Genomic DNA, 15,951 nt, shown 5'->3' on the forward strand with positions numbered 1-15,951 from the left:
TTTCGAGTTGGGCTACAGCCTTGCCTCGTCGTGCGCATAGTAAGCTGCGGTCGCTTGCAATGCTTTACGAGGCACGAGACCGATCAGCTCGGTGCGGACAATCTCGATTCCGGATTCCGCGCCGAGCGCGCGCACCAGCTCGACCACGCGATAGAGCGGCGTCGCCTCGGGGTCGGTTATGTTAAACGAGACCTGAACGACGCCGGGTGCGCGCGCGAGACCAAGGGCGCGCAACGTGGTGAGACCTCCATCGCGTTCTCGCAGCATCCGGGCGATCGTTCGCGCGAGCTCGACGTCCCCGGTGGCGAGCTCGACGTTGAACGCAACCAAGAAGTCGCGCGCGCCGACGGCGATCGCCCCGGCGGATTCATGTGTTCGCTCGCCCACGTCGAGCGGGATGCCGCCCCGGCGGACTTCCGGCAGCGTGCGGCCCCCCTGGATAGTAGCTGCGCCGTCGTAGTAATAGGAAGGGACGCGATGGCGCTGCCAAATCTCAGCCGCGGCCCGGTGCGCGAGCGTACCGGCGTCCGCGAGCGTCGCGCCGCGCAGAGCGATAAATGGAAGAACGTCGAGCGCACCGATGCGCGGATGGACGCCTTGGTGAGCTCGTAAGTCGATCCGCTCGGCGGCGGCGCCGGCGAGGGCCACACTCGCGGCCACAACCTCATCTGCGCTTCCGACCGCCGTAATCACGCTGCGATGATGGACGCTGTCGGTGGTGCGATCGATTACTCGCGCGCCGCTCCTCGCAATGGCGTCGACGCAGGCATCGACGATCGACGCATCGCGCCCTTCGGAGATATTCGGAACGATCTCGAAAAGCGGGAGCCCGTTCACTGCGAGCGCAACGACGCCGCATGGAAAAAGTTGCTCTCGTTACCGGCGCCGGCAGCGGCATCGGACGCGCCAGCGCAATCGCGCTCGCGGAAGCCGGCTTCACCACGGTGTTGCTTGGCCGCAAAAGCGAAACGCTGGATGAAACTGCGGCAAAATCTCCAAGCGGGAAGACGCTCGCGATCGCAGCCGACGTCGGCAAAGAATCCGACGTGACGGCAGCGTTCGATAAGGTACGTGCAAAGTTTGGCCGCCTCGATGTGCTCTTCAACAATGCCGGCGCATTCGGCCCGACGGTCCCTTTCGAGGAGCTTGGAAAAGATGATTGGGACGCGGTCGTGGCCGTCAATCTCACGGGTGCATTTCTGTGTGCGCGCGCTGCGTACCGCATCATGAAAGAGCAAACGCCGCAGGGTGGCCGCATCATCAACAACGGCTCGATCGCCGCATACGCGCCGCGTCCGCACACCGCGCCCTACGCGGCGACGAAGCACGGCATCAGCGGATTGACCAAACTGATATCGCTCGAGGGACGCAAGTACGATATCGCGTGCGGGCAAATCGACATCGGCAACGCGACGACGGATATGATCAGCAACATTACGACACGTCGTTCGGCCGGGATGCTGCAAGCCGATGGTTCGCGTGTCATGGAACCGCAGATGGACGTCGCGCACACGGCGAGCGCCGTCGTCTACATGGCGCAGCTTCCGCTCGATACGAACGTTCAATTTCTCACGATCATGGCGACCAAGATGCCGTATCTCGGGCGCGGTTAGGCAAAGGCGCGTGCGAGGGCGGCGCTTACGTCGGCGATTTCGCCGGGCGCGAGCGTCTGCGTAAAACCAAGCTTGCGCGCTTCGGCGACGCGCCGCGGCGTTTGCGATACGCGGCGAAGTTCGCCGGACAGGCCGATCTCACCGAATGCGACGAGGCTTCCAGGCAGCGGGCGATTGCGAAATGCGGACGCAATTGCGAGTGCGATTCCCAGATCCGCGGCCGGCTCGGTGACGCGCAAGCCGCCGGCGACGGACGCATAAACGTCCATTCCTCCGAGATGCATCCCGGCACGGCGCTCCAAGACCGCGAGAATCATCGCCAACCGCGCTTGATCGAGATTGGCTGCCAGCCGCCGCGGCGTGCCATAAGCGGCGTCGGCGACGAGCGCTTGAATCTCGACCAGAACCGGGCGCGACCCGACGATGCTCGGCACGATGCACGCGCCGCTGGCCTCGGCACGGCGGTGCGCCCCGACGAAAATCTGTGAGGGGCTCGGCACCTCGTGCAAGCCCTCTTCGTCGATCGTGAATACGCAGATTTCATCGACACTGCCGAAGCGATTCTTCGTCGCACGAACGATACGGAACTCACCGCTCGGTTCGCCCTCGAAATACAATACGGTGTCGACGAGATGCTCGAGCAAGCGCGGCCCCGCGATCGCGCCGTCCTTGGTGACGTGTCCGACGACGAAGATCGCGCAGGACGAGCGCTTCGCGTATTCGACCAAGCGTTGCGCGCACTCGCGAATTTGGACGGCGTTTCCGGCTGAGGATTCGACCTCAGGCAGCCAAACGGTCTGAATCGAGTCGACGACCATGACGCTCGGATGCAGCGGCTCGACGCTATCCAAGATCGAAACGAGATTCGTTTCCGGATAGACGAGCAGCTCGTCACCGGCGTGCAGGCGTTGCGCGCGCAGGCGCACTTGCGCGGCCGACTCTTCGCCGCAAACGTAGACGACCGGCCGTTTCTCACGCGCCAAGCGATCCGCGAGCTGCAGCATGAGCGTCGATTTACCGGCACCGGGCGCGCCCCCGATGAGAATCACGCTCCCGGGCACGATCCCACCGCCGAGCAGCGTATCGAACTCGCCGATTCCGCAGGAAATGCGGTTCGTACTTTCGCTCGAGACTTCGGCGAGACGCACGGGTGCTAAGACCGATGGGGCCGATGCGCGCGCAGCCGGAGATTTAGCCGGCCGCAGCGAGGGCGCTTCCGCGAACGTGTTCCAGCCTTCGCAGGTTGGGCAACGACCGAGCCAACGGGGCGACTCGAAACCGCACGAGGAACAGAAGAAGACGGCCCGCGCCTTAGCCATGCTTTAGCTGTTTGTTGCGAGGCCGGCGATACATTTATGGATAGAGCGAGATGGTGATGGGCCGAGCGCAAATGGGGGACTTGGGGGGCGCGCAGCCTGGGGCGGAGCGCCGTTTAGACGTGCTCGATGGTCTGCGTGGAATCGCGATTGCGCTCGTGGTGTGGTTTCATCTGTGGCAAGTATCATGGCTGGATCCGGGCGCATTCATTTTCATCCCGATCTCGGGCTTCCTCGGTGTCGAGCTGTTCTTTTGTCTTAGTGCATTTTGTCTGAGCTATCCCTACGTATGCGCGCATTTCGAGGGAACTGCGCCGCCTGCGCTGCGTCACTTCGCCTACCGCCGCCTGATCAAGATCTTTCCGTCCTACGCGATCAGCATCGTCGCCGTTATCGCGATTGCCGCACTGCCCGGCGCAAAGGACAGCTGGGGCGCAAATATCGACTGGGCGACGCCTCAAGCCGCCGCCTTCGATCTGGCTGCGCACCTAACGTTCGTGCATACGCTCTTCGCCGACAGCTATGCGTCGATCAACGGCGTGCTCTGGACGCTCGGAATCGAAGTTCAGTACTACGTCGTCTTCCCGGTTTTGATATATCTTCTGTTGCGCGCACCGCTTCCGGTTGCGAGCGTGATGACGGCGATTGCGATCGCGTATCGGATCCGGATCGGCCAATGTTGCGTGAGGCCTGTTTTCGATCACAACCTGCAGCAGATGCTGGGCTTCTTCGATTTCTTTGCGGTGGGAATGTTCTGTGCGTTCGGCTACGTTTGGCTCCGCAAGAACTACCCGCGCCTGGCGAACATGCGCTGGGCCTGGCTGCTCGTCGCGCTCACCGGGATCGTGTGGATCACATTCTTGTTCATGAACTTGGCTCACAAGCGTTGGGAAACCGATTTTGCCGACGTCTGGCTGATTAGCAACGGAACGTACTATGCGGTCGCAATCGGAATGGTCGCCCTCGGTTCGCTGTTCGCGCCAGGATTCTGGCACAAGATCATCGCCAACCGCGTCCTCGTATTTCTCGCGATCGTTTCCTACAATATGTATCTCTGGCACCAGATCGTCTTCCGCTGGGTCGCGACCTGGCCGTTCATTCCGCATCCACAGGGCGTGACGCGCGGCGACCCAACCTGGGCGTGGATAACGACGACATGCGGATTCGCGATTGCGCTCGCAATCGCGTCGTTCGTGACCTTCGCGATCGAACGCCCGCTGTTGCGAATGGACCCCGGCGAATTCAGCCGTCGCGCCGGAGCGATGTTTCGAAGGGCCGCCATTAGCCGGCAAGAATGAGCGCAGGCGAGTGGGTGCACAAAGCAGCGACAGCGTCGCGATAGATGGATTCGTAGCCTCGGGTAAGAGCACGTGCGCGAAGCAACTTGCGGAGCGCCTTGCATACCTTTATCTCGACACCGGCGCAATGTATCGCGCGGTTGCATATTTAGCGTTGCGCAATGGTGTCGCAGTCGATCAAGAAGAAGCGCTCGTTGGTTTGTTGGAAACACATCGCGTCGATGTCGGCATTCACGATGCCTCGCAGCTCGGATACAGCGTTCGTATCGATGGGACGGAAGTGACGCATCGCCTCTTCGATCCGGACGTAACCGCAGCGGTGAGCGCCGTTGCATCGCAGCCGGGGGTGCGGGCAAAGCTCGTCGAGCGGCAGCGTGAGATTGCGCGCGAAGGGCCCGTCGTGATGGCGGGGCGCGATATCGGCACCGTCGTGCTTCCGGATGCACGCCACAAATTTTTTCTGACCGCATCGCTCGACGAGCGTGCGCGCCGGCGTCAATCCGAGCTTGCCGAACGCGGCGTCGATGCCGATCTCGATGAGGTTCGAGCCCAAATCCAAGAACGGGACCGGCTGGATGAAACGCGAGCGACGTCGCCGCTGCGGCGCGCGGCGGACGCGGCACTGATCGACTCGACCGGCATCTCGGCAGAAGCGGTCGTCGAGCGAATGCTCGCAATGATTCGCAACGCGGCGTGACATTTTACGCTTTCGCGCGAGCCGTGACCGGTGCGTGGTGCTACGGACCGCTGCGCATGCGCGTGGTCGGGATTGAGAACGTTCCGATGAGCGGTCCGTTGATCGTCGCCTGCAATCACATCAGCTACGTCGATCCGGTTGCGCTGGGCGTTGCGCTTCCGCGCCGGGTTTGGTACATGGCAAAAGTCGAGCTGTTCCGCATCCCGGTCCTGGGTCCGACGATCGCCGCCCTTGGCGCGTATCCGGTCGATCGCGGCAAAGGTGACGTGGCGGCGATTCGCGGTTCTCTGCGAGTCTTAAAGGAAGGGAAGGTGATCGGCATCTTTCCGGAGGGCACGCGGAACCTGCACGGTGACGCAACCGTTCACACGGGGGTGGCCCTGCTCGCCTCGCTCGCCCGTGCGCCGGTTCTGCCCGCGTTCGTGCGTGGTGGGGACCGCGCCAAGCGGTTTGGAAAGCTCAGCGTCGCCTTCGGAGAACCCATTAGGGTGGCCGGGGGTCACAAAGGGAAAGCCAGCCGCGAGGAATTGGCGAATTGGACCAGTGCGATCATGGCGCAAGTTCGTTCGCTCGGGGAGAAATTGGAACGTGGAGATTAAACGCGCGAAGACACAAGGGTTCTGCTTCGGCGTCGCCATCACAGTGAAAAAGGCCGAAGAAGCCGTTGCGTCGGGCGCGGAGGTAACGACGCTTGGACATGTCGTTCACAATCCGCAGATGGTCGCGAAGCTCGAAGATCAAGGCCTGCGCAACGCCGATTCGGTCGACGAGGTTGATTCGGGGACACTCTTTGTTCGCGCCCACGGTCTGCCGGTCTCCGTCTACGAGAAGGCGCAGCAGAAGGGCCTAACGATTCTCGACGCCACTTGCCCGATGGTGACGAAGATTCACGTGCAAGCCGAGAAGCTGCGCGCGGACGGTTACAAGATCATTGTGATCGGCGATCCCAACCACGCAGAGGTGAAAGGGACGCTCTCGCACGTGCCTGGCGCGTGGTGCATTCAGACTGCCGATGACGTAGCCGCGTTACCGCGAGCGAGCCGTGTCGGCGTCGTGGTGCAGTCGACGTGGTCGGGAAGCGGTTTCGCAGAGATCGTCCGGCGTCTCACCGAGAAATATTACGAAGTGCGTGCCGTAAATACGATCTGTACCGATACGCACAACCGGCAATTCGAAGCGACGAAGCTTTCGCAAGACGTCGAGGTCATGGTGGTGGTCGGCGGCAAGCATTCGGCAAACACACGGCATCTCGCCGAGCTTGCGACGACGAACGGCGCTCGAACCTACCATATTGAAGGTGCGGATGAGCTTGAGGCTCAGTGGTTTTCGGGTGTGCAAACCGCCGGTCTGATGTCGGGCGCCTCAACTCCAGGATGGCTCGTCGATCAGGTTGCGGATCGTATGAATGCTCTGGCAGACGGAGGCGTTAAGTCGCACCTGACATAGTGCTCGAGCGATTCGAGCGCGCGCTCGAAGAAACAGTGTCGGTGTTGTTGCGGCCGATGGGCGCCTCACCGATAGGCGAGCAGGTTCGTTGGCATTTCGGGATCGGGACGGGCGGTTCAGGGCCGCGTCGCGGGAAGCGCCTGCGTCCGCGCCTCTTGTTCAATGCCGCGTTCGAAGAAGGCGGAACCTTCGAACAAGGGATCGATGCAGCGATCGGTATCGAGTGTTTGCACAACTATTCACTGGTTCACGATGATATCGAGGACGGCGATGAGCTGCGTCACGGAACCGAGACGGTTTGGGCGCGCTACGGCATCGCGCACGGCGTCAATGCCGGCGATTCGATGTGCGCGGTGTCGTATCTCGCGCTGCTGCGAAACACCGCACAACTCCCGCCGCACCGCATCGGCGCGATGATGCAGGTTTTGCATTACGCAAATTTGGGAATGTGCGCCGGGCAAGGGTACGATATCGGTTTCGAGACCGCGGCGCACGTGACGAGCGACGAATATTTCGCAATGATCGACGGGAAAACCGCCGCGCTCTTCGGCGCCGCATGCGAACTGGGAGCGCATGCCGCAGGGTGCGATGACAAGCGCGCGAGCGCGTATGGTGATCTCGGCCGCTGTTACGGGCGTGCATTTCAGATCCGAGATGACGTTCTGGGGACGTGGGGCTCAACGGAAGAGACTGGTAAGCCGAGCGGGAGCGATATCGCGCGGCGCAAATGGAGCTTTCCGGTCGTATGGGCACTTTCTGGAGAACCCTCGTCAGCACGCGACGCGATTATGCGACGCTACGCGCTGCGCACACCGCTCGAATCGGCCGACGTGCGCGCGATCGTCGAAGCGCTGGACGAGCTGGGCGCGCGGCAGGCCGCGGATGAAGCCGTCGACGCGCAGCTGCACGATGCGGAGCGCATTGCGGAGTCCCATCAGATCGATCGCGGACATTCGGTTCGCACGCTCTTCACGCGTTCCGCCCGTCGCGTCGCTTAGCTCGGAGCGCATAACGTGAGCACGCGCGCCGCCGCGGACAGGCCGGGCATCGAGCGGCGAGTGAATACGTCGACGGTTTTCTGGGGCATCCTGCTCGCCGGCTTCGTCGTGCGCATGCTGCTGATTCCGTCCGAAGGTTATCGCGGCGACGTCAACTCGTTCATGTCTTGGGCCCTCACAGCCGCCCAAAATCCGCTTTCGCAGTTTTACGTAAAGGCGGGATTTGCCGACTATCCGCCCGGCTATTTATTCATTTTGTGGATCGCCGGCAAGATCTACCTGATCGTACCGCACGCGCAAGGCGACTACAGTCTGCTGCACTTTTTGGTCAAGCTGCCCGCCTGCGCATTCGATTTGGTCAATGCAGCGTTGATCGCGTGGATCGTCCGGCGTCTCGTTTCCGAGACCTGGGGTAATATCGCGGCCGCGATTTATCTCTTCAACCCAGCCACGATCTACGTTTCGGCGTACTGGGGACAAGTCGATGCGGTGCCGGCGGCATTTATGCTCGGCGCCGTTGCGCTCTTGCTGTATGCGAGCGACGATTCGGCGCCACGGCGGCGTTTAGTTATTATCGGTGCGTGGCTCTCTATCAGCTATGCGATTCTGATAAAGCCGCCTTCGGTGATGATCGCGCTGATGATGCTGGCTTGGACATTTGCATCGACCGACGCCGGCGTGCGCGTGCGGCGCATGGCCGACTCTGCCCTCGGTATCGCAAGCGGACTCGTGCTGGCGCTCTTCGTTGCACTGATATTCAATCCAAACATCGCAACCGCGTTCGCCTGGCTTTTCGAACGGTACTCGTTCGGTAGCGCAGTCTATCCGTACAATTCCGTCAACGCGTACAACCTCCATAGCTTGATACGCCCCTTCTGGCAATCGGATACCGTTCCGATTGCGATTGGTTCGATTTCGCTCGGACCAATGTGGGTTTGGGGCGGCATTCTCGTGGCGGCCGCTACCGCGCTGATCATCACCCGCTATCTGCAGCGACGCGACGACGCAGCCTTTCTCGAAGCTTGCATGCTCGTATCGCTCGCATTCTTCACGCTGGCGACGCGCATGCACGAGCGCTATATCTTCAATGCATTCGTGCTCGTGATTCCGCTCGCGGCGCTCGGCCGGCGCTATAAGTATGCGACCGTTGCGCTCAGCATCACATTCCTTGCCAACCTGTGGTATTCACTCTACTACGCACGTGCGATGGACGCAAAGTGGCCGGTCGACGCAACCGATATCTTTCCACTACTCGATCATTCGATGTCGGCGATCGTCGTCATCACGTTCTTTGTCCTCGGCTACATGTATCTGGGCGCGAAGCCGCTCGAGACGAAGTCCGAATCGGGTCCCACGCTCCTCGATCGCGCGAATCTTTGGATCGGCCGAATCTGGTTCGCGCCGCGGCTAGGCTTGATCGGCATGACGCGTACGGACTGGATCGTCGTGGCCGGTTTTACCGTCTTTGCGTTTGTCCTCGATTTCATGTGGTATTGGAATCCAAACGAGCGGTACTTCGACGAGATCTACTATCCGCGCAGCGGTATCGAGTATCTCAAGGGCGTTCGCATCAACACCGACTGGGAATTTCCGTTCGAGTGGACCCATCCGCCGCTAACGAAGCTGCTGATCGCACTGTCGATCTGGATGTTCGGTGGCGTGGCCCACGGCGATAACGGTTGGGGTTGGCGCTTCCTGAACGTCGTGTGCGGGACGCTGATGGTGCCGCTCTGCTATGTGTTCGCGAAACGCTTGCTCGGCTCGACGCTGTTTGCGTCGATCGCGGCGTTCATGCTGACCTTCGACGGTTTCCGTTTCGTTCAGTCTCGCATTGCAACGCCTGAGATTTGGGTGGCAACGTTCGGTCTCGGCCTGCTGTACGCGTTCTACCGGCTATGGACGGCAACGCAAGTCCGGATTCGCTTGCAGATTCCCGGTGAGTTCGGTTGGCGTTTCATTCTCACTCTGATTGCCGGCACTCTCGTTGCCGTGCTGTTCTCGTTCGGTCTCAATAAACTCGGAACGCAACCGACCGACCCCGAGCTCATTTGGAAGAGCCACGTCATGGCGTTTCTGTACGCCGAGCTTGGCATCTACATTTTGGCACGCTGGGTTGGCCGGCGTTTCGTCGCCCCCGTCGCGACGGCGGTGAGCTATGGGGAAGGCTCCGAGGTTCTTCTGACGGATCGCGAACGTAAGGTCGTCCGCTTCGACGGCGGTGGGACCGGCGAGCTCAAGTACGACGATCTCGCTATAACCTACAAGCGCGACGGATCCGCGATCTACAAGACGCCCGAAGGGACGGCGACGTTCACTCCTGAGGGCGAGATGCGAACCGAAGACGGAACGATCAAGGCGGCTGACGCGCAGACGTGGCTGGTCGCTACGATCGTCATGATGTCGCTGCTGGCCGCGAGCAAATGGAACGGACTGTTCGACATGTTCGTCCTGTTCGTAGCGATCGCGATCGTATTTGCCCAGCGTTTTATCCCTCGTCCCGCGATCTTCGGGAATCCGCGCGGCTTCACGCCCGATCAGCTCATAGCCGGGATGCTGTTCGTGATGGCGACCTTCTATTTTGCCTGTTACTTCCCGAATTATCGGCTTGGCTACAACTTTTCCGACATCGTCGGCATGCAGTGGCAGATGTTCTGGTATCACGACGAGCTCTCGAAGACGAATCCCGCGTCGCTTCACCATCCGTACGGCTCGTATTGGTGGCAGTGGCCGACGCTCTTCGCACCGATTTCATATTATTGGCACGATTGGCGCACGGGTCTGGCGGCTTCGAACAGCGGAGCGTGCTGCGTCGCCGAGATTCTCGCGCTTCCCAATCCCCTGGTGTGGTGGTTCGGGCTATTCTCGGTCCCGGCAATGGCGTGGTGGGGCTACGTCGAGCGCAACAAGGGTTATCTCTTGCTCTTTGCAGCGTACTTGTTCCAATGGCTGCCGTGGATTCTCACACCGCGTATTGCCTTTGAGTACCATTTTTTCCCGAATCTGCCCATCATCGTGATTGCGAACGCCGTTGTGTTGCAACGCGCCTGGTACAAAGCCGAGAATCGCTTCTGGATCGCTTCATATTTGGCCGGCGTGCTTGCCTGTTTCATTTTCTTCTATCCGGTACTCGCAGCGATGCCGATCACGTACGATCAGTGGCACCAGCGGATGTGGCTCGACAACTGGCTCGACATCCTTCCGGGCCATTGGCATCCGCACGGCCTTAGCTGGATCAAACCGAATTGAACTTCGCACGCATCATCGCGCAAATCGATACCTTTGAGCGCTCAACGATTGTGTTCATCATCGTCGCGCTAATCGTGCTTCCCGCAGTGGGCCGCTGGATGACCGAGCACGATGACGAAAGCGACGGCCGGAGAGCCGCGATATTTCTCGCTGGGTTGACGGCGCTCGGCACCGTTGTCATTATCGCCGCTGCGGTATTCGGGCCGCACCCGGCCTAGACCGCAAGGTCCTCGAGCATGCGCCGCGCGGCTTCAACGCCGAAGGCGAGCTCGATGACGGCGGCGCCGATCATCGCACCGGCTCCGATGAGATAACCGACGAAAATCGCGTGCGCCGATTTCGTCGCGATCAATGCCCCGAAGAGGCTCGGTGCGGCCGCGCCGCCGATCAACGTTCCGATCGCGTAGACGATCGCGATCGCAATGGCGCGCGACTCGAGCGGGAAGGTTTCACTGACGGTCAAGTACGCGGAGCTCGCTCCGGCAGATGCAAAGAAGAAGATGACGCACCAGGCCGCCGTCAACGTGGTAGCGGAGAGCAGCCCTGCCTCGAATGCCCACCCGGTCAAAGCCAGAAGTATGCCCGAGAGTCCGTACGTTACGGCAATCATGACCTTTCGTCCGACCACGTCGAATAATGCTCCGAGCACGAACGGCCCGAGTAGATTTCCCAGCGCGAATGGGAAGATATAGAGCGGAATGCGTTCCGGAGGGACCCCGAAGAAGTTCCCGAGCACGAGCGCTTCGGTGAAGAAGATTGCGTTGTAGAGAAACGCTTGCGAGATCATGAGCGAGAGAGCGACGAATGTGCGATTCGGATAGCGTACCAGCATCGTGCGGAAGACGGCGCCAAATCCGCGCGGTTGCCTGGGGTCATACTCGACACGTGCGTTTGCGGCGAGTTTGGCGATCGTCGCGCTTCGCGCAACGTGCTCCTCGATGACGTCGAGGACCAGCGAAGCTTCCTTCGCGCGATCGTGGAGGACGAGCCAGCGCGGGCTCTCAGGCAGCGAGCGGCGCACGAACAAGATCGCAATCGCAATGACGGCACCGATCGCGAACGTCAGTCTCCAACCGAGACGGGGATCGATGAGGCGCGGATCGAGCAATACGAACGTTGCCAGCGTGCCGAAAATCGTTCCGAGCCACCACGTTGCATTGATGCCGAGATCGACCCGCCCGCGATGGCGCGACGGGATGAGCTCGTCGATCGCTGAATTGATCGCCGCGTACTCGCCGCCGATTCCGGTCCCTGTCAAAGCGCGAAACACGGCGAAGCTCCAAAAATTCCACGAGAGTGCCGTGGCCAGCGTGGTGATGAAATACAACGTCAGGGTGAAGAGAAACAATCGTTTGCGGCCGAAACGGTCGGTGAGATCCCCGAAAATGAGCGCGCCGGCTGCGGCGCCGATCAAGTACGCGGTCGCGGCTTCGCCGATTTGCGTTGCCGAGAGGCCGAGACCCGATGACTCTTGCAGCCGCGGCCCGATCGCTCCGACAACCGTTACCTCGAGACCATCGAGGACCCACGTAATGCCAAGGCCAGTGACGACCGTCCAATGCCAACGGCTCCATGGAAGCCGATCCAATCTGTTCGGGACATCGGTCTGCACGCTTTGAGTCTTCCACCGAATGCCGCAATTCTCGCATTCGAAGGGCCGGACGCCTACTCGATGGTCGGAGGCTTGGGCGTACGCGTCACACAGCTCGCGGATGCACTCGGCGACGCCGGGATTCACACGGAGCTGTATTTTGTCGGCGCGCCGGACGCCCTTGCGAGCGAGGCACGTTCACCCAGCGTGCGCTTGCGGCGTTGGTGCCAGTGGATCTCGCGCCATCATCCCGGCGGCGTATACGACGGCGAACTGGAGAAGATTCGCGACTATGCCACAAGCGTACCGCCCGCCGTTTGCGCGGAGATCGTCGCGCCGGCGCGCAATCGCGGCGAGCGCACCTTGATCTTCGGCGAAGACTGGCAAATCGCGCCCGCGATGATTCAGCTGGATGCCGATCTGCGCCGCTGGGGCTTACGCGAGAACGTGACGCTGCTGTGGAACGCCAACAACACGTACGGCTTCGAGACGATCGACTGGAGAAAATTGTCAGCGGCTGTACGTATCACCGCCGTCAGCAAGTACATGAAATTTGAGCTAGCACAGCGCGACGTCACGGCGCTCGTCATCCCAAACGGCATTCCCGCCTCGCTGCCCGGCGCGTACGATGCCTCCGCGGTGCGCAAGCTGCGCAGCGCCTTCAGCGCTAAGCGCGTCTTGCTCAAGGTTGGGCGATTCGACCCCGACAAGCGCTGGTTGCAATCGATCGATGCACTTGCAGACATGCGAGCCAACGGAGAGGACGTGCAACTGATCGTTCGCGGAGGAAAAGAACCATATCGGTCGGTCGTCCTCGAACGCGCACAAGTGCGCGGTCTCCGCATCGCGCAGATTGCACCTTCGAGCGGAACGCCGAAGGAGGTTGCGCGGGAGTTGCGCGGCATCGACACCGATATCGTCGAAATCGCGACCTTCTTGCCGGACGCGACGCTGTATGCGCTTTACGGCGCCGTCGATGCGGTGCTCGCCAATAGCGGACGCGAGCCGTTCGGGCTCGTCGGACTCGAGGTCATGGCGTCGCGCGGGGTCCCGGTGTGCGGCTCGACCGGTGAAGACTACGCGCGTCCGTTCGACAACGCGATCGTTTGCGATACCGACGATCCTCGCGAGCTGGTTGCCTATCTCGATCTGCTCTTTGCGGATTGCGAACTCGCCGAACGGATTCGGAAAAGCGCGCGCGCTACGGCGCAACGCTACACCTGGCCGTCGGTTCTCGGCGTCCTGTCCGCAAAGCTCGCGTTCTAGCTGTTGACGAGGTCCTCGATGCGTTCGCTGATCGTCTCAATGTAGCGGCTTGCCGATTCCTCGGAGCCGCCTTCGGCGAAGATCTTGAATGCTGGATCGGTCGCGTCGGGAAGAACCAATACCCAGCCGTCGTCGTGTTGGATGCGCAAGCCGTCGAGCAGCTGAATGTGACCGTTACGCTGCTCGTCGATGAGCGAACGCATGATGCGGCCCTTGTGCTCCCACGGGCAGCTAACGGTCCGCGTCGCCATGTACCAATGCGGCAGCTCCGCAGCGAGCTCGCTCAGCTTCCGATCAGATGCCGCAAGCATCTCGAGAAGTTTCGCGAGCGCATACATCGCGTCGAACGCCGAATGCATTTCAGGGAAGATCGCTTCGTCGTTCGGACCGCTCGCAAAGACGATACCGGCTTTCGGGTCTGCGGCGAGCGCCATCAGCGTGTGGCGGTCGCTCTTAGTTCGCACGACGCTCGCGCCGTGGTGTTCGCAAACGGCTTCAACCGCTTGCGGTGCGGTGACGGGGACGGCAATCTTGGCATTAGGATGCGCGTTCACGACAAGCGAGGTGAGGAGAACGAGCAGATGCGAACCGCCGATGACGGCGCCGCTGTCGTCGACCAGAGTGAACGTCTCGGCGTCCGGATCGATCAGCGCGCCGAGGTCCGCGCGAATCGCTGTAACGACGCCGCCCAATTGGTTGAGATTGCGATCGGTCCCATCCAGGCCGAGCGGCCGCTCTTCATCGTAGTAGGCGTTCGTCGCGATCGCATCGACGCCCAACTTACTGAGCAAACGCGGGAGGACCAGTGTCGCGCTTCCGCCGGCGTAGTCGATTGCGATCCGGAAGCGGCGCTCGCGCAGACGCGTTGCCGAGAGTGCTTTCAGAAATGCGCCCTCATAGCGTTCGAGGGTGCGCGGCGGAAAGGTTGGAACGCCGACGTCGCCGACCGGCATTCGGCGGAAGTCTTCGCGGAAGAAGAGGTTCTCGATCTTTCGCTCGGTGGCCTTATCGATATTGATGCCCTTCTCGTCGAGAAACTCGAAGAGAACGGACTGCGGGTCGCTTGGTGTGATGCGCACGTGAACGCCGGCTTCGCCGATTTCGCGCGTCGCAAAACGCGTGACCGGAAGCGGAAATGAATTGAGCTCGACGACGTTGATGCCCGTGCTCATGAGACCCGCGACGAGAGAACGGCACATGAGTCCGCTGATGGGATGGCCGTCGCGGCTGACCGTGACGGTCTCGCCCGGGTTCAAATACGAACCGAAGGCTTCGCCGAGCTTGGATGCATACTCGGGCGTGATCTCGAGATTCGCGAGCCCGCTTACACCGATTCCGCCGAAGAGCGAACCGGGCCACTTCGCACCGTAAACGAGTGACATCGAAACGATCGAGCCCGAACTGATCGTCTTGTCGGGCCAAATCTTGAGGAGCGGACGGATTCGCGCGCCGCTGCCGACCGTCACGTGACTTCCGATCACGACGCCTTCACCGACGACGACATGATCCTTGAGGATGTCGTGGTCGGCGACGGTACAGTCGGTCAAGTTTGAATCAGCACCGACGTACGCGTCTTCCCATACCACCGCGCGCATGATCTTGGCGCGATCGCCGACGATCGTTCGGTCGCCGATCGTTGCGGGGCCTTCGAGCGTGACGCCCTCACCGATCTGCACGTCATCACCGAGTTGTAAGGGCCCGATCAACTCTGCGCTAGGATGAATGCGGCAGCGCTCCCCCGCCCAGATGCCGGGTTCGATTTCGATGCCGCTTTGGCGAGCGGGGACTCGGCCCGCCAGGGCGTCATAGTTGGCTTGTTGGTACTGCTGCAAGTTTCCGACGTCGGTCCAATAGCCTTGCAGAATGTAGCTGCCCAACAACTCTCCGTCGTGCAACATCGGCGGAAAGATTTCACGTGAAAAATCGTAGACACCGCCCCGGTCCATGCGATCCAGGACATGCGGGCGCAGGACGTAGATCCCGGTGTTGATCGTGTCGGAGAAGACCTCGCCCCACGACGGCTTCTCGAGAAAGCGCGTGATGCGGCCGTCGCCTTCAGTGATGACGACGCCGAACTCGAGCGGATTGGAGACGCGCATCAAACCGATCGTCGCGTCGTTACCCTGGGTTCGATGCCGGTCGACGATGGCGCTTATGTCGCAATCGGTGAGAACATCGCCGGAGATCACCAAGAAATCTTCGGAAAGCCAAGGCTGTGCGAGCTTCACGGCGCCCGCGGTACCGAGCGGCGTATCTTCGACCACGTAGCTAATCGAAACGCCGAAGTTCGAGCCGTCGCCAAAGTAGCTCTCGATTTCGTCGGCGAGGTAGTGCACGGTCGCGACCAGCTCGGTGATCCCGTGCTCGCGTAAGAGCTCGATGATGTGCTGCATCACGGGCTTGTTCGCGATCGGAACGAGCGGCTTCGGTGTGCGCGACGTGAGCGGCCGGAGGCGCGAGCCTTCCCCGCCTGCCATAAC

The 15,951-nt window shown here is 61.2% G+C and carries 13 protein-coding genes; 9 read left to right on the forward strand and 4 right to left on the reverse strand.

What is annotated here, in order from left to right; all coding sequences use genetic code 11:
• Nucleotides 1-12: 12 nt before the first annotated feature.
• A complete protein-coding gene (gene ftcD / locus VGG22_03690) occupies nt 13-837 on the reverse strand; it encodes a glutamate formimidoyltransferase (GenBank protein ID HEY1727467.1) in 825 nt (274 codons plus the stop codon).
• Between the two features lie 20 nt (nt 838-857).
• On the opposite strand from ftcD, the gene VGG22_03695 reads away from it, so the two are divergent.
• Nucleotides 858-1,613, forward strand: a complete 756-nt coding sequence (locus tag VGG22_03695) for an SDR family oxidoreductase (GenBank protein ID HEY1727468.1) — start codon at nt 858-860, stop codon at nt 1,611-1,613.
• Here VGG22_03695 and radA read toward each other — a convergent pair.
• On the reverse strand, nt 1,610-2,932 hold the full coding sequence (gene radA / locus VGG22_03700) for a DNA repair protein RadA (protein HEY1727469.1): 1,323 nt from the start codon (nt 2,930-2,932) through the stop codon (nt 1,610-1,612). The two genes, VGG22_03695 and radA, sit on opposite strands and share 4 nt — an antisense overlap.
• Nucleotides 2,933-2,988: 56 nt before the next feature.
• Between radA and VGG22_03705 the strand changes: the two genes are divergently transcribed.
• From VGG22_03705 to VGG22_03735, 7 genes are read left to right on the forward strand one after another with little or no spacing between them, the layout of a single operon-like run.
• Nucleotides 2,989-4,227 (forward strand): acyltransferase, encoded by a 1,239-nt coding sequence (locus tag VGG22_03705; protein HEY1727470.1) that lies wholly within the window; start codon nt 2,989-2,991, stop codon nt 4,225-4,227.
• A gap of 10 nt (nt 4,228-4,237) precedes the next feature.
• Nucleotides 4,238-4,924, forward strand: coding sequence for a (d)CMP kinase (gene cmk / locus VGG22_03710; GenBank protein ID HEY1727471.1), 687 nt, complete (start codon nt 4,238-4,240; stop codon nt 4,922-4,924).
• Nucleotides 4,921-5,523, forward strand: coding sequence for a lysophospholipid acyltransferase family protein (locus tag VGG22_03715; GenBank protein HEY1727472.1), 603 nt, complete (start codon nt 4,921-4,923; stop codon nt 5,521-5,523). The genes cmk and VGG22_03715 overlap by 4 nt, the downstream gene beginning before the upstream one ends.
• The gene (gene ispH / locus VGG22_03720) at nt 5,513-6,370 is read left to right on the forward strand and encodes a 4-hydroxy-3-methylbut-2-enyl diphosphate reductase (GenBank protein ID HEY1727473.1); all 858 of its coding nucleotides are present in this window, start codon (nt 5,513-5,515) and stop codon (nt 6,368-6,370) included. The genes VGG22_03715 and ispH overlap by 11 nt, the downstream gene beginning before the upstream one ends.
• On the forward strand, nt 6,370-7,368 hold the full coding sequence (locus VGG22_03725; protein HEY1727474.1) for a polyprenyl synthetase family protein: 999 nt from the start codon (nt 6,370-6,372) through the stop codon (nt 7,366-7,368). The genes ispH and VGG22_03725 overlap by 1 nt, the downstream gene beginning before the upstream one ends.
• A 15-nt stretch (nt 7,369-7,383) precedes the next feature.
• Nucleotides 7,384-10,614 carry a phospholipid carrier-dependent glycosyltransferase gene (locus VGG22_03730; protein HEY1727475.1) on the forward strand — a complete coding sequence of 1,077 codons (3,231 nt, stop codon included), beginning with the start codon at nt 7,384-7,386 and terminating at the stop codon, nt 10,612-10,614.
• Nucleotides 10,611-10,832, forward strand: coding sequence for a hypothetical protein (locus VGG22_03735; GenBank protein HEY1727476.1), 222 nt, complete (start codon nt 10,611-10,613; stop codon nt 10,830-10,832). Before VGG22_03730 ends, VGG22_03735 begins: the two co-directional genes overlap by 4 nt.
• Here the strand turns inward: VGG22_03735 and VGG22_03740 are convergent.
• Nucleotides 10,829-12,226, reverse strand: coding sequence for an MFS transporter (locus VGG22_03740; protein HEY1727477.1), 1,398 nt, complete (start codon nt 12,224-12,226; stop codon nt 10,829-10,831). The genes VGG22_03735 and VGG22_03740 overlap by 4 nt on opposite strands.
• A gap of 3 nt (nt 12,227-12,229) precedes the next feature.
• Between VGG22_03740 and VGG22_03745 the strand changes: the two genes are divergently transcribed.
• A complete protein-coding gene (locus VGG22_03745) occupies nt 12,230-13,471 on the forward strand; it encodes a glycosyltransferase family 4 protein (protein HEY1727478.1) in 1,242 nt (413 codons plus the stop codon).
• Here VGG22_03745 and VGG22_03750 read toward each other — a convergent pair.
• Nucleotides 13,468-15,948: a mannose-1-phosphate guanyltransferase gene (locus VGG22_03750; GenBank protein HEY1727479.1), complete on the reverse strand. Its 2,481-nt coding sequence runs from the start codon at nt 15,946-15,948 to the stop codon at nt 13,468-13,470. The two genes, VGG22_03745 and VGG22_03750, sit on opposite strands and share 4 nt — an antisense overlap.
• Nucleotides 15,949-15,951: the final 3 nt, after the last annotated feature.

Source organism: Candidatus Baltobacteraceae bacterium (genome assembly GCA_036489885.1).
Lineage (GTDB): Bacteria > Vulcanimicrobiota > Vulcanimicrobiia > Vulcanimicrobiales > Vulcanimicrobiaceae > JAFAMS01.